Annotated in this window: 21 protein-coding genes; 9 read left to right on the top strand and 12 right to left on the bottom strand. The window is 33.6% G+C overall.

Features of this window, described 5'->3' with window-relative positions; translation table 11 throughout:
- Positions 1-7: 7 nt before the first annotated feature.
- Genes IPN31_13790 through IPN31_13775 form a run of 4 tightly spaced genes read right to left on the bottom strand, consistent with a single transcriptional unit; the run spans position 8 to position 3,520 of the window.
- Complete coding sequence (locus tag IPN31_13790; protein ID MBK8682947.1) at positions 8-1,267, bottom strand: DUF2851 family protein; 1,260 nt, start codon at positions 1,265-1,267, stop codon at positions 8-10.
- A 20-nt stretch (positions 1,268-1,287) separates the two neighbouring features.
- Positions 1,288-2,106, bottom strand: a complete 819-nt coding sequence (gene pyrF / locus IPN31_13785) for an orotidine-5'-phosphate decarboxylase (GenBank protein MBK8682946.1) — start codon at positions 2,104-2,106, stop codon at positions 1,288-1,290.
- 45 nt (positions 2,107-2,151) lie between these two features.
- A complete protein-coding gene (locus IPN31_13780; GenBank protein MBK8682945.1) occupies positions 2,152-2,394 on the bottom strand; it encodes a NifU family protein in 243 nt (80 codons plus the stop codon).
- Positions 2,395-2,425: 31 nt separating this feature from the next.
- On the bottom strand, positions 2,426-3,520 hold the full coding sequence (locus tag IPN31_13775) for an Mrp/NBP35 family ATP-binding protein (GenBank protein ID MBK8682944.1): 1,095 nt from the start codon (positions 3,518-3,520) through the stop codon (positions 2,426-2,428).
- A gap of 277 nt (positions 3,521-3,797) precedes the next feature.
- On the opposite strand from IPN31_13775, the gene IPN31_13770 reads away from it, so the two are divergent.
- The 4 genes from IPN31_13770 to IPN31_13755 all read left to right on the top strand — a co-directional run bounded on the left by IPN31_13770 (position 3,798) and on the right by IPN31_13755 (position 8,579).
- The gene (locus IPN31_13770) at positions 3,798-4,202 is read left to right on the top strand and encodes a Bro-N domain-containing protein (GenBank protein MBK8682943.1); all 405 of its coding nucleotides are present in this window, start codon (positions 3,798-3,800) and stop codon (positions 4,200-4,202) included.
- A 42-nt stretch (positions 4,203-4,244) separates the two neighbouring features.
- The gene (locus IPN31_13765) at positions 4,245-4,784 is read left to right on the top strand and encodes a lipocalin family protein (GenBank protein MBK8682942.1); all 540 of its coding nucleotides are present in this window, start codon (positions 4,245-4,247) and stop codon (positions 4,782-4,784) included.
- Between the two features lie 486 nt (positions 4,785-5,270).
- Positions 5,271-7,694 carry a type I DNA topoisomerase gene (topA, locus tag IPN31_13760; GenBank protein ID MBK8682941.1) on the top strand — a complete coding sequence of 808 codons (2,424 nt, stop codon included), beginning with the start codon at positions 5,271-5,273 and terminating at the stop codon, positions 7,692-7,694.
- Between the two features lie 6 nt (positions 7,695-7,700).
- Positions 7,701-8,579 carry a transglutaminase family protein gene (locus IPN31_13755; protein MBK8682940.1) on the top strand — a complete coding sequence of 293 codons (879 nt, stop codon included), beginning with the start codon at positions 7,701-7,703 and terminating at the stop codon, positions 8,577-8,579.
- Here IPN31_13755 and IPN31_13750 read toward each other — a convergent pair whose 3' ends face one another.
- From IPN31_13750 to prfB, 4 genes are all read right to left on the bottom strand, one after another.
- A complete protein-coding gene (locus IPN31_13750) occupies positions 8,580-9,470 on the bottom strand; it encodes an OmpA family protein (protein ID MBK8682939.1) in 891 nt (296 codons plus the stop codon).
- 340 nt (positions 9,471-9,810) lie between these two features.
- The gene (locus tag IPN31_13745) at positions 9,811-10,119 is read right to left on the bottom strand and encodes an RNA-binding protein (GenBank protein MBK8682938.1); all 309 of its coding nucleotides are present in this window, start codon (positions 10,117-10,119) and stop codon (positions 9,811-9,813) included.
- Between the two features lie 203 nt (positions 10,120-10,322).
- Positions 10,323-10,991 carry a DUF4412 domain-containing protein gene (locus IPN31_13740; protein MBK8682937.1) on the bottom strand — a complete coding sequence of 223 codons (669 nt, stop codon included), beginning with the start codon at positions 10,989-10,991 and terminating at the stop codon, positions 10,323-10,325.
- Positions 10,992-11,014: 23 nt separating this feature from the next.
- A protein-coding gene (prfB, locus tag IPN31_13735) for a peptide chain release factor 2 (protein MBK8682936.1) occupies positions 11,015-12,101 on the bottom strand; the annotation gives its coding sequence in 2 pieces (ribosomal slippage) (positions 11,015-12,040 and positions 12,042-12,101; 1,086 coding nt in all).
- 98 nt (positions 12,102-12,199) lie between these two features.
- Here prfB and IPN31_13730 point away from each other — a divergent pair.
- The 5 genes from IPN31_13730 (at position 12,200) to IPN31_13710 (ending at position 19,733) form a co-directional block, all read left to right on the top strand.
- The gene (locus IPN31_13730) at positions 12,200-13,822 is read left to right on the top strand and encodes a glycerol-3-phosphate dehydrogenase/oxidase (protein ID MBK8682935.1); all 1,623 of its coding nucleotides are present in this window, start codon (positions 12,200-12,202) and stop codon (positions 13,820-13,822) included.
- A 421-nt stretch (positions 13,823-14,243) separates the two neighbouring features.
- Positions 14,244-16,754 (top strand): T9SS type A sorting domain-containing protein, encoded by a 2,511-nt coding sequence (locus IPN31_13725; protein MBK8682934.1) that lies wholly within the window; start codon positions 14,244-14,246, stop codon positions 16,752-16,754.
- An 11-nt stretch (positions 16,755-16,765) separates the two neighbouring features.
- Complete coding sequence (locus tag IPN31_13720; GenBank protein MBK8682933.1) at positions 16,766-18,250, top strand: T9SS type A sorting domain-containing protein; 1,485 nt, start codon at positions 16,766-16,768, stop codon at positions 18,248-18,250.
- A gap of 11 nt (positions 18,251-18,261) precedes the next feature.
- A complete protein-coding gene (locus IPN31_13715) occupies positions 18,262-19,038 on the top strand; it encodes a hypothetical protein (GenBank protein ID MBK8682932.1) in 777 nt (258 codons plus the stop codon).
- A gap of 5 nt (positions 19,039-19,043) precedes the next feature.
- The gene (locus IPN31_13710) at positions 19,044-19,733 is read left to right on the top strand and encodes a T9SS type A sorting domain-containing protein (GenBank protein ID MBK8682931.1); all 690 of its coding nucleotides are present in this window, start codon (positions 19,044-19,046) and stop codon (positions 19,731-19,733) included.
- 272 nt (positions 19,734-20,005) lie between these two features.
- Here the strand turns inward: IPN31_13710 and IPN31_13705 are convergent, their stop codons facing one another.
- From IPN31_13705 to IPN31_13690, 4 genes are all read right to left on the bottom strand, one after another.
- Positions 20,006-22,024: a patatin-like phospholipase family protein gene (locus tag IPN31_13705; protein MBK8682930.1), complete on the bottom strand. Its 2,019-nt coding sequence runs from the start codon at positions 22,022-22,024 to the stop codon at positions 20,006-20,008.
- Positions 22,025-22,547: 523 nt separating this feature from the next.
- Positions 22,548-22,937: a DUF302 domain-containing protein gene (locus tag IPN31_13700; GenBank protein MBK8682929.1), complete on the bottom strand. Its 390-nt coding sequence runs from the start codon at positions 22,935-22,937 to the stop codon at positions 22,548-22,550.
- 5 nt (positions 22,938-22,942) lie between these two features.
- Complete coding sequence (locus IPN31_13695; GenBank protein MBK8682928.1) at positions 22,943-23,572, bottom strand: DUF3365 domain-containing protein; 630 nt, start codon at positions 23,570-23,572, stop codon at positions 22,943-22,945.
- Between the two features lie 214 nt (positions 23,573-23,786).
- Positions 23,787-25,382: a T9SS type A sorting domain-containing protein gene (locus IPN31_13690; GenBank protein MBK8682927.1), complete on the bottom strand. Its 1,596-nt coding sequence runs from the start codon at positions 25,380-25,382 to the stop codon at positions 23,787-23,789.
- Positions 25,383-25,555 lie beyond the last annotated feature (173 nt).

Here is a 25,555-nt window from a genome sequence, read left to right as displayed (position 1 = left end):
AGTTAAATTATTCTTGCATTCCCAAAACAAAATATCCCACATGGCAATGTAAACAATTGCGATTGTCGCAGTATTCTTTCTTTAATTGTATCATCGCCTGCGATTCAGCAGCATTCATAGCAGTAAATCCTAACTGTGCCCAATTCGCAATGATTGAATTTTTTTCCGGCTTCAATTTTTCAAGTAACGCAATTGCATCATCTATCATTTCTTGTTTACCATTTTTTAATCCATATAAATACTTAATGGGTGCAACGGTATTCATAAGTATAATTTGTATGGTTGATTTGCCAAGACCGGAAACAGAAACTTTTGCTGCTTTTTTAAAATGATAATGTTCTTTCCAATATTCACCGGGATGAATAGCAAAAACAGATTCCATTTTTTTTACATCATTTTGTAAAATCAATTTGTCGAATAATGCATCTGTTTTACAAATTAATGCAGCTAACTGACTGAGACGAATTGTAGGGAATGAGGCAGGTCGCAATCGTGAAAATTTCCATTGCAGCGAGGGGGCAATTAATTCAAATTTATTTTTTAAAAAACGATATTCCGATTGCAGCTTATGCGGATATAATTCTTTATAACTGCTTTCCAGAAATCCTGCGGTTCCAAATATTAAGGCTTCCACTTGAGTGGGATCATTTTTATGGCGCAATATAGTTTTTAATGGTAATGCATTTGCTACTTGTTCCATTGCATCACTATTTATTGGAGCACCAAAACTGCGAGCAATTAATTGATAGCAAGTTTCTTCCCAATCATTTTTATTGTAATGCAATCGCTCTTCAATATGTAACGCTTTTTGTTCTAATCTTTCGGCTGTTAATCGTTGCAACCAACTTTTCCATTTTATCTCAGGAAATTGATTGATATGTTTTTCGCAAGGAATCCACGCAGCAGTTTGCATCATCGCTGCATATTTATTTAAAAGTCTTCCGGGGATTTTTCCATTCAATTCCAAAACAGGAATTCCATTATCATATCCATCATCCATTAAAACAACATGCAGAATTACATTATTAAAAGCGGGGTCAGTTTGATGTGCATGTAATTTCCAATCGGAAGCTTTAATATGAATTTCAATATGTCCGGCCCAAATGGTATCACCAATTTTAATTTTTGCATGCAAAAAATCCGGACCGGCATTCGTATTTAAAGTACCGGCTTGCAGTATTTCTATTTTTTCATTATCGGAGGTAAACAATGCATTGGTTTCTAACAATTGCATACTCCATATAAATTGAAGTAAATCCTCGTTCACGGCGAAAGTTTAAATTAAAATTACAGGATTATTTTTTTGCTGCGCAATAAAACTTCCATTACTTGTTGAATTTCTGATGCAGCTAAAGATGCTTTTTCTGCAAAGTCATTTCCATTGGAAGCATAAATAATATTGCGTGAACTGTTTACCAATAATCCGCAATCCTTATTTAATCCATGTTCAGAAATTGCTTTTAAATCTCCGCCTTGTGCACCTACACCGGGCACTAATAAAAAATGATCAGGAGCAAATCTTCTGATATGTTGAAACACATTTGGATGTGTAGCACCAACAACATACATCAAATTTTCTGTGGTACCCCATTGTTGTGAGCGAAGAATAACTTGTTCAAATAATTTCTTCCCTTCGGATATCTGTAATTGAAAATCATTGCTACCTGTATTGGACGTAAGTGCAAGTAGTATAACCCATTTCTCATCCATAAAAAATGGCGTAACAGAATCTGATCCCATATAAGGAGCCACAGTAATTGCATCCGCTTGCATTGTTTTAAAAAATGCTTCTGCATAGCGTTGTGATGTATTTCCGATATCAGCTCTTTTTGCATCTGCAATTATAAAATGAGAGTCGCCGATATATGCAATTGTTTTTTCTAAACTTTGCCAACCTTTACTTCCATACGCTTCATAAAATGCAGTGTTTGGTTTGTAGGCAACACAATACTTTTTTGTAGAATCAATTATCTGTTTATTGAATTCAAAAACAGGATCTTCATTATCGAGAAGATGTGGAGGAATTTTATTGAGGTCAGTATCTAAACCAATACAGAGGTAAGATTTTTTATCTCGTATGGATTGTATTAATTGGTTGCGGTTCATTGTGCTTTACCGCAAATTTATAGAATATAATAATGGAGTAATTAATCAGGAAACTGTTTCAATAGATTTTATTTCTGGAATAGCATTGCGAATAGATTCTTCCACTCCGGCTTTCATGGTCATAAAACTCATCGGACAAGTTTCGCATGCACCCAATAGTTTAACTCTCACTATCATATCATCCGTAATTTCTACTATCTGAATATCACCACCATCCGCATTTAAATAAGGGCGGATAGTATCCAGCGATGATTCTACTTTTTCGTAAATGTCTTTAGGTAAACTCATAATGTATTCAGAAACAAAATTACTGTAATTATTAAAGTAACACTTCCACCTTTTTTGTGGGAGCCGCAGATTCATTTCGAATAGAAATAAATCGAGCAGTATTTTTTACCATTTCTTCAAATGCTTGTTCTACCTGTGGATTTTTAAATGCGGGCTTACCGTTATCACCACCTTCACGAATTCCCTGCACTAATGGTATTTGACTGAGTAAAGGAATTTTTAATTCATCGGCGAGTTTTTGTCCGCCACCTTCACCAAAAATAAAATATTTGTTTTCCGGTAATTCTTCCGGAGTAAACCAGGCCATATTTTCAACCACACCAATTATGGGCACATTAATATTCGGCATATTAAACATCGCAGCTGCTTTGCGGGCATCAGCAATTGCAACTTCTTGTGGAGTAGTTACCACAACAGCACCTGTAACCGGAACTGTTTGCACTAAAGTTAAATGCACATCACCGGTTCCCGGAGGAAGATCAATTACTAAATAATCGAGTTCTCCCCAATCGCAATCGCTTACAAATTGACGCAATGCAGAAGAAACCATCGGTCCTCTCCACACCACTGCTTGTGATGGATCCACCAAAAATCCGATGGACAACACTTTCAATCCAAATTTCTCTACAGGAATAATAGTAGCCTTGCCATTGATATCTTTAATCTTTGGTTTTGCATCCTGTAAACCAAGCATTAAAGGAATAGAAGGTCCGTAAATATCCGCATCAATAATTCCCACTTTAGCTCCTGTTTCTGCAAGACCCATTGCGAGATTTACTGTGATAGTGGATTTGCCAACACCACCTTTTCCGGAACAAATAACAATAATATTTTTTACACCGGGTAATAATACTTCATTTGATTTACGAGCTGAACTTACATTAGAACCCATTTTTACTTCCACTTCTGCATTTGCATCCACCAATTTTTTTATTGCAGTGATACAAGCATGTTGAATTTGTTCTTTCATTGGGCAGGCAGGTGTAGTAAGTATCACTGTAAAACTTACTTTGTTGCCATCTATCTTAATATCCTGCACCATATTTAAGGATACTAAATCCTTCTTCAAATCAGGATCATCCACATAACTCAGTGCGTCGAGAATCGCTTTTTCAGTAATCGCCATTTTAAAAAATTTATTTACAAAGGTATAAGCATAAGATTAAATACTTTCAACATAACCGCAATAAATAAGTTTGGGTTGGCAAAAATCTACTTAAATAAAAAAATAAAAAAAATTTATAATTAAATAGTGTATATAAAACATGGATAACGCTTATTATAATCTTTACTTTTTTTTGGATATTCCTTTTCAGATAAGTAATTATAAACAATTGTAATTAAGTGGAAAAAGAAATAGATTTTCGCATGAATGCATCACGATTTTTTAATAGTTTTAGTCTATGAATTCAATTAAATTATTCGAATCAAAAAAAGTCCGTACGCATTGGGACGAAGAAAATGAAATTTGGTATTTCTCGGTGGTGGATGTGATTGAGATATTAACGGGGAGTAGTATACCCAAACGGTATTGGAGCGATTTAAAAAAGAAACTTTCAAAGGAAGGAAGTCAGTTGTACGAAAAAATCGTACAACTGAAATTAGAAGCATCCGATGGTAAAAAATATGCCACTGATTGTTTAGATACTCCTAATCTTCTCCGCATGATCCAATCAATTCCTTCACCCAATGCAGAGCCTTTTAAACAATGGTTAGCTAAAGTGGGATATGAACGAATGCAAGAGATTCAAAACCCGGAAATGAAATGCTCTCAAAAAATACCACAAGTATTATTAGATGCAATTTAAATAAGAATAAACAAAGTGGATATGGGCGATGTTTGTTTAGATATGAAGAATAATACATTAATTTATTTATCACTATCACTATTATTTATGACAGCATTATTTTCTTGCGCTACTATTCCCAAAGGAGCAGAAGCGGTATCGTCTTTTAATAAAGAAAAATATTTGGGCAAATGGTATGAAATAGCAAGATTAGATTTTAAATACGAAAGAGATTTGAATAATACCACCGCCGAATATTCATTAAATGATAAGGGAACTATCAAAGTAGATAATCAAGGATATAATACGAAAGAGAAAAAATGGGAACAGGCAATTGGTAAAGCAAAATTTGTGGGTGATGATAGTATTGCTAAATTAAAAGTATCTTTCTTTGGCCCCTTTTATTCCGGATATAATGTTATTGCGATTGATAGTGAATATAAATATGCACTGATTGCCGGAGCTAATCTTAAATATTTATGGATTCTTTCTCGGGAAACAAAAATTCCTGAGTATATAAAAAATAATTATTTAAATATTGCAAAAGAGATTGGATATAATACAGATGATCTGTTATGGATAACACATGATAACCAAAAATAACTTTATATAAATCTTCTGTTGCTGCAAACTCAGTTATCATATCTTTTCTTTGATTTAATTTAATATCATCCAAAATTGTAATTGTTGGTATTAGTTTTAAAAAAATATTTCACATGTATTATCTGATGAATATTTTTAAAATAATGAAACCACAAAAAAACTCCTACATCCTGATAAATAGTTTTAAAGAATTGGAATAAAGCATTTTCACATTAAACCGATATCGGCAATTTTGATTTCAATGTTAAGTCAAACTTTTTCCTGAAGTGACATAAAAAAAATACAAACTTCTATTCCTGTAATTAATAAAATAATTATTTTACAAGGCTTGCACGCCACGATACAAGCCTTATAATCAGCGACATTCAACCCACTTTATCTGATTTGCGTCCTGGTTTCCTTGTCATAAGAAATAGTCAGTGAAAATTTGCTATTTCGGCATAAAGTTATATTTGCACCGAATCAATGACAGTTAATACCCAACACATGGCAAAAAATTTAATGATAGTAGAGTCGCCCGCAAAGGCAAAAACAATAGAGAAATTTCTGGGAAAGGAATTTATTGTGAAGTCTTGTTACGGACATATTCGTGATTTGGAAAAGAGTAATTTTTCTATTGATATTGAAAATGAATTTGCACCGAAATATGTAATTCCTGCGGACAAAGAAGATGTTGTAAAGGAATTAAAAAAGCTTGCAAAGGGCGCCGAAGAAATTTGGTTAGCGACGGATGAGGACCGTGAGGGAGAAGCAATTTCCTGGCATTTATGTGAAGTATTAGGTTTAGATCCGAAGGAAGCAAAACGAATTGTATTTCACGAAATAACAAAATCTGCAATACAAAAAGCAGTGGATAATCCACGCAATTTAAATATGGATTTGGTAAATGCACAACAAGCTCGTCGTGTGTTAGACAGATTAGTTGGGTTTGAATTATCTCCTTTATTATGGAAGAAAATAAATTTATCAAGATCATTATCTGCGGGAAGAGTGCAATCTGTTGCTGTGCGATTATTAGTGGAAAGAGAAAATGAAATTATCGATTTTACCGCTACAAGCAGCTTCAAAGTTGCCGGAATATTTGCAGTAAATAACGGTAAGAAAACTGCACAATTAAAAGCAGAGTTAAATCAAAAATTTGATCAGGAAAAAGAAGCAAAAGATTTTTTAGATAAATGTATTGGAGCAGAATTTACGGTAGCAGATATTACTGTTAAGCCGGGTAAACGTTCGCCATCAGCACCATTCACCACATCTACATTGCAACAGGAAGCAAGTGCTAAACTTGGTTATTCTGTAAGTCGCACAATGGTGGTTGCACAAAAATTATATGAAGAAGGACACATCACTTACATGCGTACTGATTCTGTGAATTTATCTGAACTTGCAATTGATGCGGCAAAAACTGAAATTGTAAAACAGTTTGGTGAAAAATATTCAAATCCTAGAAAGTATAAAACAAAATCATCTGGTGCTCAAGAAGCGCATGAGGCAATCAGACCGACATATATGGAAGCGCAGGATATTGAAGCGGGTAATGATGAAAAACGTTTGTATAAATTAATATGGCGACGTACTCTTGCATCCCAAATGAGTGATGCTGAATTAGAAAAAACAAATGTTACTATTGATATAAGTACTCGCTCTGAAAAATTTCATGCAAAAGGTGAGGTAATCATATTTGATGGATTTTTAAAATTATATACCGAATCAAAAGATGATGATGTGGAACAGGAAGATGATTCCATTATTCCTCCTTTAAATGTGAATGATAATTTAACTCCAACAGATATTTCTGCAACCGAAAGATTCACACGTCCCGCACCAAGATATACAGAAGCAAGTTTAGTGCGCAAACTAGAAGAGTTGGGTATTGGTCGTCCTTCAACATATGCACCAACCATTAGTACAATTCAGAAAAGAGAATATGCAATTAAGCAAGATAAGGATGGATTGGAAAGAAAATATGTACAATTAAATCTGAGTGAGAAAGAAGTAAAGCGTAAAGTACTTACTGAAATTACCGGAGCAGAAAAATCAAAATTATTTCCAACAGATTTAGGCATGTTGGTTACTCAATTTCTTGTAGAAAATTTTATGACTATCATGGATTTTAACTTCACTGCGAAGGTAGAAGAGCAGTTTGATGAAATAGCAGTAGGTAAAATAAATTGGCCGAAGATGATTGGTGATTTCTATTTTCCGTTTCATAAAACATTAGAAGAAACAGAAAAAACCGCACAGCGTGTTACAGGAGAGCGTCAATTAGGTGTGGCTCCTGACACAGGACTACCAGTAAGTGTACGCATGGGAAAGTACGGCCCGATTGCAGTAATGGGCGATACACAAAAAGAAGAAAAACCAAAATTTGCAGGCTTGCTGAAAAGTCAAAATATGCAAACTATTACTTTGGATGAAGCATTAGAACTTTTTAAATTGCCGAAATCAGTTGGTGAATATGAAGGTAAAGAAGTGGTAGCCGCAATTGGTAGATTCGGACCTTATGTAAGATGGAACAGTAAATTTTATTCTATTCCAAAACATCTCGAAGCAATTTCAATTACATTAGCTGAGTCAATTGAATTGATAAAAATCAAAGATGAAAAAGATGCAAATAAAATTATACATGATTGGCCTGAAAATGAGATACAAATATTAAATGGGAGATATGGGCCTTATATAAAAAAAGGAAAAGAAAATTACCGTATTCCTAAAGGTACAGAAGCAGCAGGTTTATCATTAGAGGAAGTAAATGAAATTATTGCGACAAGTAAACCTACAGGTGGTGGTAAAACTAAAGGCGGTGCTAAAGGAAAAGGCAACTCTAAATCAGAAGGTGAGACTAAATCAAAAGCAAGTACTAAAGCAAAGAGTGGTGCTAAACCAAAATCTAAAAAAGTGAAAAAATAGTTCAGCATGGATGCGGCAGAAAAAGAAATACAAGCGCTGATTGCTTTATTGGATGACTCAGATAACGAAGTATTTGATCATGTGGCACAGCGTTTATTTTCTTATGGCCCGCAAGTAATTAGTAAACTTGAAGATGCATATACCTCTATTCCCGATCAGTTGGCTCAGGAACGTATTGAAGGAATTATTAAGCATATACAATTTACAACTGTAGAAAAAGATTTTAAAGATTGGATTCGATCCGATTCTGATGATTTATTGAAAGGAACATTAATTATCAATCGCCATCGATATCCTGAATTGGATGAAGCTGAAATCACAGCAAAGATTCAAAAAATTAAAAAAGATATTTGGCTGGGATTAAATAATTATCTGTCACCGTTGGAGCAAGTAAATGTGGTGAATCAAGTGCTGTTTAATCAAATGGGTTTTTCGGGAAACATAGATCCTGCTGCCGATTTACCATTGAGTTATTTTCATAATGTACTCGATAAAAATAAAGGGAATCATTTTTCATTGGGCTTATTGTATTTAATTCTTTGTCAGCAATTAGAAATGCCGGTGTATGGAGTTTGTCTCGCAAGTCATTTTATTCTTACCCGTTGCAAAGAATATATCATTGACTTCACAGATATGGAAAGTTTGCGCAGTGATGTATTGTTTTATATCAATCCTTACAACAAAGGATTGGCATTTGGCGAAAAAGAAATTACAGTCTATTTAAATAAAGTAGATATGTTGGCAGATGAAAAATATTTTTTACCCGCTTCCAACAAAACAGTATTAAGAGAATATCTGTCGTGGTTGCAAAATCTATATGTAAAATCCAATGAAAAAAATAATGCTTTTGAATTGGATAATTTAAAAGCGCTTCTCGACGAATAATTACATTTCTACAACTTCTATTTCCACTCTTCTGTTTGCTGTGCGCTGTTCTTCTGTCGTTTCATATGGATAAATTTTTTCTTTGCCACCCATACCTTTAAAATCCATGCGTTTGCCATCAATTCCATTGCGCACTAAGTATTCATAAATTTCTTTTGCCCTGTTATAGGATAGATTCTGGGTATGTGTATCGTAATCATATCCATCAATAGATATATCTGGCTCACAACAAATATGTCCGATGATTAAAATGTGTAACGTTGGATTTTCTTTCATCACTTTCAATAAATTTTTTAGAGGGGGCATACTTTCCGGTAATAGTTTATGACGACCTCCAATAAAATGTAAACTCTCCAGAGCGAACTTATCACCCACATCATACTTAGTAATATCAATATCGCCTTCTACAAAATATTCCTCTTTTTCATCTTCCAATGTTTCCTCTTTTTTTTCATCATCATCATTTAAAACAGTAGTTTGCTCATGGCAATTACATATAAAATTTATTTCCACTCTGCGTTGTAATTGTCTTTCTGTTTCGGAACCTTTTCTATCATCTGCACTTTTTTCACCATAACCTTTGCAAAGCGCAATTGCAGATTCTTTTACTCCATTACTCAACAATATATTTTTTACATTGTCTGCTCTTTCTTGAGAAAGGGTATTGTTATAAGTGTCGTTGTCAATAAAATCGCAATAGCCTTTAATTTGAATGCTGTAACTGCGTTCTTTATCTAAGCTATCATCTAAAAAATATAGCAGGCGCATACGTTCATTAACAGGAAGTTCAGCTACATTAAATTCAAAATAAACGATCAAAGCATGATCCTGTGCCTGGAGATGAAAGGATGAAATAAATAGAAATAAGGAAGTAAGAATTTTGGAATTCATATTGGGATTAACGGTAAACAACTCCAATTATGTACAAAAAGAATTTTCATTTTATTCTGAGATATAACAAAAAAAAGACAACCCCTACATTAGAGGTGTCTTTAAAATTCTTAATTTGACCGAATGCCGTTATTTGGAGCTTACCACCTTACCGTCTTTCACCTTGCCGTAAAAATTCACATCATGTGTACGACGATATTGATCTATGGCGTTTTCTGCTTCTACCATAGTATCAAACCGCATTTTCATCGCTGAAGTATCTCCTGTGCGACGGATTTCTACATAGAAACCATCACGGAGTTTCGGCGGAGCGGTTGGTGGGCGGCCTAATTTTTTCTGCTTAATAACGATTGCGATTGAAGTTGTTACGCTTTGGCGCAAATCCTCCGCCACCACCACCACCTTCGGTTTTAGGGCGGGCTTTATTTACAACAACACTGCGTCCGTCAATTTCTGACTCGTTCAGGCCATTTATAGCATCGTTAGCCTGGGTATTATCCGGCATTTCAACGAAACCAAATCCTTTAGAACGACCTGTTTGGTTGTCCATAATAATTTTAACAGAATCAACCTGGCCAAAGGCCTCAAAAGCGTTCCGTAGCGTGTCTTCGGTAGTACTGTAATTCAGTTTACCTACAAAAATGTTCATGTACTCTAATTGTTTTTTAAATGATCAATGATTTTGCACGGACAAAAAAACACAGCGAACAGTCCGTTAAGGAACAATGAGAGATGTATTGATTTAAATCCAGAGCGAGTGTAAAGATAATGTATTTTAATTTATGCAACATACAATCAATATTGCAACTTTATGAACCGGGGTCAATTCCCTTTAATTAACGGCTTTTATTATTACTCACCATTCATAAAAGTATTGGCATCAAATGGTTTTACCGCATAATCTTTAGGCAAAGTAAAATGTGTCTTTGATGGTTTTTTGGTTTCCATATTTATTAGCTCCATCGAAATTACCATGCCTTCCACTTCAATTTCTGTGCGCATTGGCATACCTTTAATACCGTCAAAATAAAAGGTGGAATTCATATTCAGACCTTGCGAGTTTTTTACTTTAGGAAGCAAATACTTCTCATTTGCCCAAACATTTTGTGTAGTAGCAATATCATCTACTACAGAAATTACATTATATTTTTTGCAGGTGTATCCCAATATTTCTTTTGTTTCATCAGTTGCTGTCACTGTTGTTTGTGGTGTAGCTTGTTGTGTTAAGTCTATTGTATAAATTGTGGAATCGCCATCTTTAATAATAAAAGCTTCTCCTGTATTATCCTGATACAATACTTTGCCCATCATTTCTGAAACAAGTCCGCCTTGCATGTATAACAAGTAATCGCTTTTCAGAACTTCAAAAATATATTTCTCCGGCATCATGCCCGCCATCATTTCTGCCATACCGCCAGACATTTCAATCTTGTATTCTAAAGTACCCTGAAAAGTTTTTTGAGAAAATGTAGTCGTGACGCTTACTAATATTATCGCAATAGCGATTGTGATTTTTTTCATTATCTGATTTTATTTTGATTTAATTAATCTTTCCCATCCCAAAGCAAATATGCTTTAATAAATTCATCGAGTTCGCCATCCAAAACCGCACTTGCATTTCCTGTTTCATAACCGGTGCGGGCATCTTTTACTAATTTATAGGGATGCAATACATAGTTACGAATTTGAGAACCCCATTCAATTTTTTTCTTCGAGCCTTCGATTTTTGCTTTCGCATCTAAACGCTTTTGCATTTCCAAATCGTATAATTTCGAACGCAACATCTGCATTGCCATTTCACGGTTTTGTCCTTGGGTGCGGTTCACCTGACAACTTACAACTATACCTGTCGGGCCATGTGTAACTCGTACCGCTGTTTCTACTTTATTTACATTTTGTCCGCCGGCACCACCTGATCGAAATGTATCCCATTCCAAATCACTCGGACTAATTTTTATATCAATTGTATCATCAATCAAAGGCGAAACATATACACTTGCAAATGAAGTATGTCTTCTTGCATTGGAATCAAATGGGGAAATACGCACTAAACGATGCACACCATTTTCACCTTTCAATAAACCATAAGCAAATTCACCATCTACTTGTAATGACGCACTTTTAATTCCGGCAACATCACCTGGCTGAAAGTCTAATTCTGTTATTTTAAAATTATTTTTTTGAGCCCACATCATATACATGCGATATATAATACTTGCCCAATCGCAGCTCTCTGTTCCACCAGCTCCTGAGTTAATTGTAATTATAGCAGGCAACTGATCTTCGGGCTCGTCTAATGTGGTTTTAAATTCTAAAGCGTCTACCAATACTTTAGCAGCAGCAAACGATTTATCCAATTCTTCTTCGGTAACATCACCTGCTTCATAAAACTCGAATAATACACCGAGGTCTTCCACGGCTGTTTCTGTTTTTTTATATTCGGTTACCCAAAGATTGTTGAGCTTAATGCGCTTTAATACTTTCTCTGCATTTTTGGGATCGTCCCAAAACCCCGGTTGTTGAGTTATTTGTTCGTCTTCTTTTACCTGATGTACTTTATCATCGTAGTCAAAGAAACCTCCTCAACACCAGCATCTTTTCTCTTAATTCGCTGAAATGTTCTAATGTCATAATGGGCGCAAAAGTAATATTTTAAAAATGAGAAAAGTAAAATACTATACCACCATATATTCATCTTCTGCGGGAATTCGCAATTAACTTTATGCGTAATGCAGCAATTTTCATTTACAGCAAGAAAAGAAATTTTAAATCAATTACCAGATGTCGTTTATGATGTATTAGTAATTGGCGGTGGAATTACAGCCGCCGGTATTGCATTAGATGCTGCTTCAAGGGGATTGCGTGTTTGTGTGATAGAGAAAAATGATTTTGCATCGGGCACCAGTTCCAAAAGCACAAAACTTATTCATGGTGGTTTGCGCTATTTAAAAAATATGGAATTTGCATTGGTAAGAGAAGTTGGAAGTGAACGGGCTGTGATACATTCTTTAGCACCTTATTTAGTACAACCAATTTCTATGTTGTTACCCATTTATAAAAATGGAACACTCGGTAGAATAACAACAGCAATTGCATTGACAATTTATGATTGGCTTGCAAAAGTGAAACAGGAAGAAAGGTTTCGCATGCTGAAAAAAAAGGAGTTGCTGCAATTAGAACCTTTGTTAAATAATCATAATCTTATTGGCGGCGCATTGTATAAAGAATATAAAACAGATGATGCACGATTGACAATTACTGTTATGAAAACAGCGGTTAATTATGGAGCTGATTGTTTGAATTATTGCAAATATGAACTACCAATTTATAACAATAGTAAAATTGCAGGTGCTGAAATAACAGATGAATTAAATCACACCAAACTTATAATTCATGCTAAATATATTATTAATGCGGCAGGACCTTGGGTGGATGAAATAAGAAAATCAGATACAGCAATTTCCGGAAAATTTTTACACTTAACTAAAGGCGTACATATCGTAGTTTCAAAAAAAGATTTTCCCTTACAACAAGCAATTTATTTTGATGTGCAATCTGATAAGCGGATGATATTTGCAATTCCACGTCAGGATATTATTTATATAGGAACAACAGATACGGATTTTAATAACAACATTGATAATCCTGAAATAACAGAAACTGATATAACCTATTTATTAAATGCAGTAAATGAAAAATTTAAGGATTTAAATCTTTCAACTGCGATGGTGCAATCTACTTGGGCAGGGTTGCGACCATTAATTCATGAAACAGGAAAAGCACCGGGTGAATTATCCAGAAAAGATGAAATTTTTATTTCTGAAAGCGGTATGATTTCTATTGCCGGTGGTAAGTTGACAGGATATAGAAAAATGGCAGAGAAAACAGTGGATATTGTTGCAAAGAAAATGCAGAATAAATCAACTTGTAAAACAGATACTTTAAAACTTACAGGTGCAGATTTTCAAATTCCAATTTCTGAATTTATTGAACGCCGTTTTGGTGAAGCAAAGCAAGCGGGATTTACCAAAGAAAATATTGCAAAGTTGGTTTACAGATATGGAACTGCAACAGAAATCATTATTGAAAATGCATTTCAATTATATCATCAATATCCCAATGTAGAAGAAAGAAAATTAGCAGCCGAAATACAATATACTGTTGAACATGAAATGGTTTGCAACTTAAGTGATTTTTTAATACGCCGCACGGGTATGTTGTATTTTGAAATAGCAAAAGCAAAGTCTGTTTATATTTTTGTTGCTTGCGTAATAAAACAACTATTGCAATTATCCGAGGACGAATATCAATGGCAGGTAGATATGTTTGAAGAGGATTTAAATCTAATTTGAATAACGAGACACTCAATTATCAATTATCAGTAATGAGTTTATTTTATTCACTTTTAATTGACAATTTAAAAAGTCATTACCAAAGTAGTTGATGAATTGTAGGTTATTAATAAGAAAACAAAATATTAATTATTTCACCCTTCTTCCTGCCTTAAAAATTATTTATGTAGATTTGAAATACCAAAAATTTCAATCATCATGAAAATATTGAAATATTCTTTCTTCACTTCTTTTAAAAGCAACACTTTTCATAAGCTTTTGCAAGCTGTAAATCCTGCGTTCTATTTAATTTTTTTTCACACTTTAAACTAAAAATTATGACAAAGAATTCTACTATTAAATTTGGAAATGTGGATAATAATCGTTATCCTTCCTTCCTTCCTTCCTTCCTTATCTACTAACAACCATTTTATTCTTTACTATGAATAGCATTGTGTGGGGGCAATGCACTACTGTGGGTAGTGGCATATGCACTGCCGCTGCGGATGTTGGCTCTGCTACATGGAGTGGTTACTACTGCGTAAACAGTGATATTACAGTAAGCGGCGCCTTGGTAATTACCAGTGGTTCTACTTTAGAGTTTAGTGGTTTTTATAAAATAACTGTTGTCGCTGGGGCATCACTTAATATTACTAATACGGATATTTATGGCTTAACTACCTTATGGGATAGAATTACTGTGGAACCAGGCGGATATTTAGATTTAACTGATAGTCGTATTCAGGATGGCACAAAAGCAGTGTTTGCTCAAAACGGCATATCAGAATCTTTTCTGAATTTAACAGGCAATATATTTTGTAATAATGAAACTGGGATATATTTAAATTCAATAACCACTTCAACATTATTAACTACCAATATTGCAAACAACGAAATATATGCACCTTCATTAAAAGGCTCGGGTACTAAAGGTGATTTTGGAATATATATTAATGAAGTAAAAAATTCATCTTCAGGAGCTTATGCAGTTCGTATCGGAACACCTTTACCCTATACAGGATCTTCTTCCTATAATTATATTCATGATGTAAATATTGGAATAAGATCTTATAGAAGTTCACCATTAATTCAGAATAATTTAATTACAAATATTCTCGGTGGATCGCCTACTACTTTACCATCATTGGATGCACCTTATGCCAATACTGCAATAGCGGCTTCTTCCAATTCATCCGATTTGGTTTCTATACAAATTGGTTTAATGGCAATACCATCTGTTTATAATAATGAAATAAGAAATAGCACAACAGGAATTTCCTGCAATCAATATGTAAATACAATTATTACAGGTAATAATATTTTTGGAAATGTAGTTTCCGGAAGTTATTCAATGACACGAGGAATTTTTCTGTATGATAATATAAATACAGCAACCATAAATGGTAATCGCATCGAAAAATACAGCAATGAAGGTGTATTCTTTGATAATCTTTTATTGCAAGGAATAAAAACTGTTTCTGATAATAAAATAGGAACCGTAAGTGGATTTACATCTGTAATGAATCCACACGGAGTGAGGGTAAGAGAATTAGTGTTGAGCAGTAGTTATATATTAAATATTAGCGGCAATACAATAGATAAAGTGCGCACAGGTATATTCACTAACAATATAAACCATCCAACCATTTCGGGCAATATTGTAAACTTTCAATCTACTGGAGGTTCATCCACATCTTGCGGTATTCGCAGCATCGAATGTCCCACAGTACAGATATCAAGTAATACGGTTATTGGCGACTGTTTTTCCGGATTCTGTGGAGGAAATGTTAGACCTATAATGGTAGAGGGCTGTGGTGATTTTGTATTAAATGAAAACTATGTGCAATACGGTAGTGCAGGTATTTGGATACAGGATAATTCTGTTTTAGGAAATTTGTATTGCAATCAAATTAGAGATAGTTATAAAGGTGTGATGTTGTATAATATTGGTGGACCTTTACCTTCTCCATTAGGACCAGTTGAAGGACTTGGCGGATTTGCAAGTGATAATGCATGGTATTCCGCCAGTATTCAAAATAGACTTCATACTTTCGGAACGACAGATGCAAGTAATGTCAAATGGAGACACAGAATTATTCCTTCATTTGATAAATATGATCCCACGGTATTAAATACAGGAGGTGGTCCTTACCCCTCTTATGTTACGGCCACTAATTATTGTGATCTTCCAGATATGAAAATGACGGATGAGGAGGAAGGATATTTAATAAACAGATATGGTGATTGGATGATAGAATACATATCAGATGATGCATCTTATTCATCAACATCTTATTATTATAGCTGGCAATTTTGGAATGATATTCAAAATGACACAAGTGTAATAGAATCTTTATCTGATGATTTGCTTGAGGCTTATAATAAAATATCTGAAACAAATATTCCATTATTTTATGAAGTATTAACAGCTATTTCAGAAAACAATAAGGTGTATGCATTTGAATTAAATAATACAATTGTTTCTGAAAATGAAATTGAAGAAAACTGGCAAATTACAAATGGCATTTATCTGAATAGTTTAGATGATGAAGGAATTTTCAATTTGAGTGATGATAATGCGGCAATACTTCACAATATGGTTTCACTAAATCCGCAGGAATACGGATTTGGGGTTTACAATGCATGGAGTATGCTGGATACAGTGGTGAATTATAATTTAGATTGGACAGAAGAAAAACTTGTTCTTGATAATTTAGAACAATTACATTTTTATCCTAACCCAACAACAAATACAATTACCTTTTCTACTGCTTTAAATAGTGGTGATTTAATTCTCATTTCATCTTTAGATGGAAGAATGATAAAGCAATTTAAAATTCAAAATGAAATGAATATTATAGATGTATCATCATTAATAACAGGCATGTATATCATTACAGTTTTAGATGATAATAGCATTAAGTTGACAGACAAATTATTCATCATTAAATAATTAATTCCACTATGAAATATTTTATTTTATTAAGCATTGTTGCACAATTGTGTAGCAATGCTTACCCGCAAGGGTACAGTAATAATTGGGTATTTGGCGAAAGTGCAGGTTTAAATTTTAATGTTTCACCACCTGAGAGTTTTGAATCTTCAATAATCACATTTGAAGCTTGTGCAAGCATTTCCGACAGCTTAGGCAATTTATTGTTTTATACGAATGGTGGAAAAGTTTGGAATAAGAATAATGAATTAATGTTAAATGGAGATAGTCTGGAAATTGGACAGTTGTTTTATGAAGAATACGGCTCAAGTCTTACACAAGGAGTTATTATTATTCCTATACCAGGCAATACATATAAGTACTATATTTTTTATATCGCCTATGAAATATTGCCTGTAGAAAGTTTTGGCATACGCTACGCTGTGGTTGATATGAGTCCGGATGATGGATTAGGTAAAGTGGTATTAAAAAATTTTTCCATCTATGATAGTTTAACTGTAGAAAAAATGCAAGCAGTCAAGCATGCCAACGGAAAATATTGGTGGTTGATCACCAGACAACTTTCATTCAACGTTGATGAGCTAATTGACGTTAAATTCATCACATTTTTAATAACGCCTCAAGGTATAGAAGGACCCTATTTTCAATCTTATGGATCTGATAATGAATGGACAGCACAAAATATTGGAAATGCGGGTGAAATGGTGTTTTCTCCAAACGGAGATAAATTAGCCTATACGGCAGGACCCAATTTAGACATATATAATTTTGATCGTAATACAGGAGAATTGAACAATGTGAAAACAATTTATGATATTGATAGCTCAATAACTTACGGTTGCTCTTTTTCGCCTGATGGGAGTAAGTTATATGTATCTGGGGTTGAAAATAAAGCATTGTATCAATATTGCCTTGATTGCGCTACTGAAATAGAATTAACTCAGAGTTTAATTTATCAAATATCAGGTAACTACTCTATCACTCAAATGGAATTAGGCCCGGATGACAAAATTTACATTGCCACTCCTTATTATTACTCTTGGCCGCATGATGTATATTCTATAAAAAATCAAAATCTCTGTGTTATCAATAATCCCAATGCTTTAGGCTTAGACTGCGACTTAGATACCAATACTGTTTCATTAGGAGATGCCAGAGTAATTTTGGGTCTTCCGAATATGCCTAATTACAATCTTTGTGTTGTTGATGGTGGCGATTGCGATACATTGGATGTGGGTATGCAGGAATTAAATAAAGAAGAAGGCATAAAGATTTATCCTAACCCAACAACAAATACAATTACCTTTTCTACTGCTTTAAATAGTGGTGATTTAATTCTCATTTCTTCAACAGATGGAAGAATAATTAAGCAAATTAATATTCAAAATGAAATGTCTGTTATAGATGTTTCATCATTGTCAACTGGCATGTATATCATTAATGTCTTAGATGATAATAGCATTAAATTGACAGACAAATTATTCATCATTAAATAATTAATTCTACAATGAAATATTTTATTATATTAAGCATTGCTGCACAATTGTGCAGCAATGCTTACCCGCAAGGGCTTGATGCAAACTGGGTATTTGGAGATAGTGTAGGACTTAAATTTGAAGACGACGGCAGTTTTAATATTTTTAACAGCAAGATGTCAGCTTATGAAGCCAGTGCAAGCATATCAGATAGTATGGGAAATTTATTGTTCTACTCAAATGGCGAAAAAGTGTGGAATAAGAATAATGAAATAATGATGAATGGTGAAAATTTGGAAATTGGCTTATCTACTTCTTATGGATCTAGCCTTACACAGGGGGTAATAATTTTACCTGATTTTGACGGAAATAAATTATACTATATTTTTTATATTGCTTACCAGTTTTTCCCAACAGAAAACTATGGTCTTCGCTATGCTGTGGTAGATATGAGCCTGGACGGAGGATTGGGTGAAGTCGTTGAAAAAAATGTTTCGATATACGACGATATCACCACGGAAAAACTACAGGCAGTAAAGCATGCCAATGGTAGAGATTGGTGGTTGCTTACCCGTCAATGGAATAATGATGTAGAGAACCTAAATGAATTGCAATTTATCCGGTATTTAATTACACCGGATAGTATAAAAGGACCTTACTTTCAGAATTATGGGCCGGGAAATGAATGGACTACTACTAACTTCGGTAGCACTGGAGAAATGGTTTTTCTCCTCAAGGTTATAAGCTGGCATATACGGCGGGCTCTAATCTTGACATTTATGATTTTGATCGCTGCAACGGACAGTTAAGCAATGTGCAGACTATTTATGATTTAGATGAAATAGGTATTTATAGTTGTGCTTTTTCACCTGATGGGAATAAAGTTTATGTTTCTACATATGAAAGTAAAAAGCTTTATCAATATTGTTTAAATTGCAATGAAGTGATTGATTCGACTCAAGAATTAATATATAATATTGGTGGAAGTTATGTTATTGCCCAAATGGAATTAGGCCCGGATGATAAAATATATATCGCCACACCCTATTTTTCGATGCCAAGTGATGTCTATTCAATTAAAAATAAAACTCTATGTGTTATCAATAACCCAAATGAGTTGGGCTTAGCATGCGACTTTGACACAAATACTGTTTTTTTGGGAGTTGCAAGAACGCTTTATGGCCTTCCCAACATGCCCAACTATAATCTCGGTGCTTTAGCCGGAAGCGGATGCGATACACTTACCAATGTTATGCAAATAATAGAAAGTAATAATATTCAAATTTATCCCAATCCGGCAAAAGATTACTTCATTATTTCAGGAGATATAAATGCAAATGATCTTCTAAAAATATACAGTGCAGATGGAAGAGTAGTGTTGCAGGAAAAAATATATACCACAAATACGAAAGTGGATATTTCTAAGCTGCCGTCCGGTGTTTATGTTATTCAAATAATTGAAGATGGCTGGGTGAAGTATTCGGAGAAGTTGTTGAAAGAATAGTATCGGGTATCGGGTATCGGGTATTGGGTATTGTGTAATGAGTGATGAGTAATCAGTGATGAATTGAATTATCAGTGATGAGTAATAAGTTTTTTTATGTCAATGTTCAAAGTCAATAGTCATTGTTTAATTTGCCAATAGCTAACGGCCAAAAGCCAATAGCCATTAAATGAGTAATGAGTTTTTTTTACCCGGAACCTGAAACTCGAAACATGAAACTCGAAATTTCTTTTCATTGTCAATTGTCAACTGTCCACCCTCAATTGTTCAAATCAATCTTTCAACAATTTCCTTTTATCAAGATCAGTTAAAATCGCTTTAATAATTGTTTTAGAAAGTATTTTCACTATGAAGGGTGCCATTAATTTCAAACCAACTTTTTTAACTCCGGCTCCAAACAATTTTTTGATTTTAGATGGTGGTGGAAACTTTGCACTTAATATGGATGATGAAATGCGTAAATCAGAATCGTCTTTGGATTTTCCGTTGTGTAAAAATCCACCTAAATGATCGGATGAAATATTCACAATTTTTTCAAGTCTTGTTTCAATTGCATCCTGCATTTTAAATAATGTGGTTGAAGAATATTTTGGCATTTCCGATACAGGATATGTTTTTCTTTGCTGTGTTAATTGATCAAGAGTTTTTCCAATTACATCCATATCGGGAATTATAGGCAGAATAAATTTATAGCCTTTATCAATTCCGAAAGTGGTAATCATTTCCTGCGTCCAATTTTTATGTATCGGATGTCGTTTGCTTTCCATACCGGGTAACAGATCATCCGGGTTGTAGGTAATTGAAAAAAAATAGCGCAAAAAATTCATGCAGTTATGTCTTCCTAAAAAGTAATCATGCTTGCGAAATTCAAAATCCAGAAAGCCACCAAAAGCACCAAAGGATGCACATGCAATCGGATATTCTACTTCATCAATTTTGTCTGTATAATTTCCGTTTGCATCTGATTGATACATATTTTTTTTGGGAAATATCATTCCACGAGGATAATCATAACCATACTTGGTGAGTGAAGATCCTTTCTTTAAAAGCGACTGCTGACGAAGTGTATTGTAGATGTTAGGAATTACTGAAAAGATTTCCTGTTGATAGCCATGAAATTTTTCGCTTGCATTAAAATCCGGAAATGGATCTATCATTATCATTGCAAACTGATGATATAATTTATCATCCACTTCAATTACTGCAAGTTCATATTTATCATTTAATACACTTACCACTTCACCAAACGGCTCGTTGTTTACAGTGCCACCATCAATGGCTGTAAACTTAAATTTGTTGCTGTCCACTTCGCAACTTTTTAATAATACATTCCATGAATTATCATCCAGTTCATGATCGCCTGCATTTAAATATCTGTCGGTAATATTTTTTATATACTCTGCATTTAATTCGTCGAATTGCCGCATTTTTAAACCAAAGGGAAATGCGCCTGTTGCTATCGTTATTTTCTTTAAAAGCCTTGCAATTTTTTCATCATAAGGATTAAATTCAAGATATTGATTCTCGTCTGTTGCTCCATTATAATTCAATTTAAATTGTGCTATTAACCGGTGTTGATTCATACGGTGTGAAGGCAACAAATCTTTATTCATTTTAATATTGGTGATGGTATCAAAATTCACATCCACAGGAATTCCCCGCAGTGTACACAAGCTCAATATCATTTGTAAATCTTTAGAGATAAAATCCGGAAGTTGATTTATTTTTTCATCCAAATGCTTTTTGGAAGCAATGTCATTAGATAAAGATTCAGGACTACCAATTTTTTCTTTAGCACTATTAAAAACAGCATCCGCAATTTTTTCAATAGGAGTGGTATTGAATAGCGATGCAATAGTATTATCCTTCAAATCATCTGTTGCAAACATTTGCTCAAACGTACTTTCCTTATGTTGCAAATCATTTAAATACACCCAACTATCAAACAGAATATTATTTGTTTTTTCTCTGCGATTAAATCTTTCATCCTTCGGATTATTTACAGGATTATAATTGTTATAATCCAATAATGCCATCAATGACATTGTGGTTGTCATGCCACCAGCAGAAGCACCACCCATAGCATCAATTACAACTTTATGCATGGGAACAATCGCCATATCAATAGTGGGATGCATTCCATTTTTTGCATTTTCCCATTTCTGCAATGTTTCAAAAAGATAATCCATAACACCGGCGGTATAAGCACCTGCCGAAACAGCACCCGCCATTGTTAATCCAATATGAAATTCGTTTTCAGGAATTTTAGATTTATTATTTTCTGTAGGCATAATAAAAATTTTTGTTGTGTAAGCATATAAATATAGGATTTTTTTTGTAGTGATGTTACTAGACAAATTTCTAATGAGTCTGAATCATGGATTAATTGGAATAAAAAGATTACAGTGATTTACAAACTATTTTATCAATGTATTCATAGTTGTGTCGGTCGGTGAGATACCAACTGATAGATAAAAAAGGAGTAGAGAGAATTGAAATAATGAGTAATCAATAATCAGCAATGAGTTTTTTTCCATTGTCAATTGTCAACTGTCAATTGTCAATTTAAAAAGTCAATAGTCTAAGTCAATAGGCAATAAGCAATACCAATAAGCAATAGGCAATAAGCAATACCAATAGGCAATAGGCAATAAGCAATAGGCAATAAGCAATTGTAAATTATAAATTATAAATGGTAAATGAAATAATGAGTAATCAATAATCAGCAATCAGTTTTTTTCATTGTCAATTGTCAATTGTCAACTGTCAATTTAAAAAGTCAAAGTTATTTTACCAACAGATAATATCTATTAATCAAATACTATTTAAAGCAATCATCAATTTTTCTTGTACTTCATTTGCTGCAATTTCCAGTTCTTTATTTCCAACCGCACTCATTGCTTCAGCAGGTGCCATCATTGCAATTTCCACATCCCCATTTCCTAATTCACGTAAGGTTACATTACAAGGCAGCATCGTGCTGATAGTTGGTTCAATGCTCAACACTTTATCTGCATATACCGGATTGCAAGCACCGAGAATTACATGCGGTAAATAATCTTTATCTAATTTCTTCTTCATAATTGCTTGTATATCAATTTCAGTAAGCACACCAAAACCTTGCTTTTTTAATTCTTCTTCTACCTTCGGGCGTATAGCATTTATGGTAGTTTCTTTAATAGTTTTTGAACGATAATATTTCATAATATTTAGTTTTTTATTTTATTCATTTCCACAACAAAAATTCCTCTGATATCATTTTCTGCATAGCCAACAGCCTGGTCGTTGGGATATAATTTTTTTATTTTATTCAGTGTAGCAATATTAATTTCTTTCTTAGGTTGCCCATGACATTGCATACACATTTGATTGGTGATGATAGGATAGTATCCCACCATTTTTCCATTCATTTCAGTTATTATCGGTGGCTGTTTTTCTCCATTTGCTTTAGCTGCTTTCCATTTATTAATATAAGCCAATTCACTTTCATCAGCAGCATTAGCAGGATTTCTTGGTTTGTCGCTCACACGTTTTATTTTAGCATCTAACACCAGCGACATACTATCTGTAATCGGAATTGCTTTAGTGTTACAAAATTCAACAGCACCTTCAGATCCTTTTTCACTTATAGCAGTAATTAAATAATTAGCTAAACCCGATTTAGTTTGTATTGCGAATTGTTTACCTGTTTCAAGAAAATTTATTTCAGGTTCTACTAATGTATCAATAAGTTTTTCTGTATCACTATTTGTTTGATTTGAAACCTGATTTCCTGTACAGCTATTCAATACAAGCATTCCGCTAATTACTGTGGTTATTAATACAACTTCTATTTTCATTTTACTATTAATTTAAAAATCTATTAAATGTGTTATCGCTATACTACGCCAAACCCTATTTGATGCTATAAAGTTTCTATTTTAAATTATAGTCAAGTTATTTAAAAAGTAATTGATGAAATACAAAATATATTTAATAGAAACAAAATACAATCTGGTTATTAGTTAATGTTTTTATCAATTGATAACCAGATTTATTATTTACCATTCAAACTCAGTTATCAATTTTCACAACAGCATCTGTTTGATAAGTGCCATTTATATATTGCTGAATATAATACACACCGCTTGGCCAGTTTTCTGTTTGTATTTCAATTTTACCACTCACATTATACAGGCTAAAAATAGCAGTACCTTGAAGATTAAATACAGTGCAATTAATAATATCATTGCCGGTATTTAAATATAGAATATCCTTAAATGGATTGGGATAAATGTTAGTATTACTATTTTGTTCCGCTGACATTAATTTCAATTCAGGATCATTAAAATCATAACGCACTATTAATTCATCCTTTTCAAGGGGGTCTGGATATATTCTATCTCCTTGCAGATAAAACGAAATTCCATCGGCTGTAGCAAAGTCTGCTTCCGGATCGTATCCAAAGGAGTATGGTGAAGAGGGGTTGCCATAGAATACATTACAATTCTTTTTCACTTTTGCGCCATCCCCGGTATATCCATTTAGAATTATAATTTCATCTAATCCATTGTCTATTCCATCCCATCTTTCTGATAATATCCAAAGCATATTTTGTTCATTAATAAAAATAGCTTTCTTAAAAATGCGATGATTTATTTTATCAGCCCATACCACATTTCTATTCGAATCAATTTTGACAGTAAACAAAACATAGTTTTCAAAATCACCTGCACTGTAATTGATATAATTTCCGGTAAGATAGATATCACCATTATCAGTTGGGAAAACCTGGACATCATGCACATCTTGCCAACCCACTCTTCTATCTAATATTGTTTTACGAATTCCATCTGGTGAATATGCCAATAACACGATATTATGATAACTGCTTCTTCCACCTACTAATATTCTTCCGTTATTATCTACAGCGAGAGAGAAACCTATACCAAAAGGATAAGCCGGTAATGAATCGGGTAAATCATAAATATTTGTCCATACAATAGTACCGCTCTCGTTAAATTTTCTGGTTATAAGTTCTGCTCCGATAGGGTCCACTTCCAACTCTCCCGTAACATATATTGCTCCCTCAGAAAATATCAAATCAAAAATCGTTGTTGAATAATTTGGCTTTACCCAAACAATTTCACCATTATCACTTTGCACTTTGTAAACGTTCCCATATTGAGAAGCAAAATAATAATACTCGCCGGTATCATCAAAATCAAAACCTTCGATATCAGAGCCATCATAAGTTTGTTGCCAAAGTAAACTTCCTTCATTATTCACTTTATATAAAAATGATCTGTCTGCATTGGTTGGAATATATCGGGCATACCCAATTATTATAACATTTTCTTCCTCATCAATATATAAATTTGTTATGTGATAAAATTTATAGTCCTCAAGCGATAATGCTGTTTGCCAGAGTTGATTTCCATCTGCATCCCTGCTTATTAAAATTATATTTGTATTTGTATCTACACCTGATATAACTACTGAATAAACTGTTGTTTCTTCAGTTATCGGATTCTTAAATACTTCTACCCCCCTCCCTACGTCACTTGCAGTGTAATAATCCGTTATCTGTTGCCATACCGGTGTAAATTGAGCAAAGGTTTGTGTAACCAAACCTGCTAAAAGAATCATTAAAAATGTTCGCTTTTTCATAGTTGTATATTTAGATTCTAAACGTACTAATTAGTAGTTTAAATAATAGTGATTTACAATGCATGTTCAAATGATTTTAATCACATTAATCAAATAAGCTTTTAAAATAATTTTTATTACATACACATACATAAATTAACTCCCTGTCCGCATTTTAATACAAGTATCCACAC

It is taken from the genome of Bacteroidota bacterium (genome assembly GCA_016715425.1).
Taxonomy (GTDB): domain Bacteria; phylum Bacteroidota; class Bacteroidia; order Chitinophagales; family BACL12; genus JADKAC01.
The sequence above is the reverse complement of the archived record's forward strand: the minus strand, read 5'-3'. Positions and strand labels throughout refer to the sequence as shown.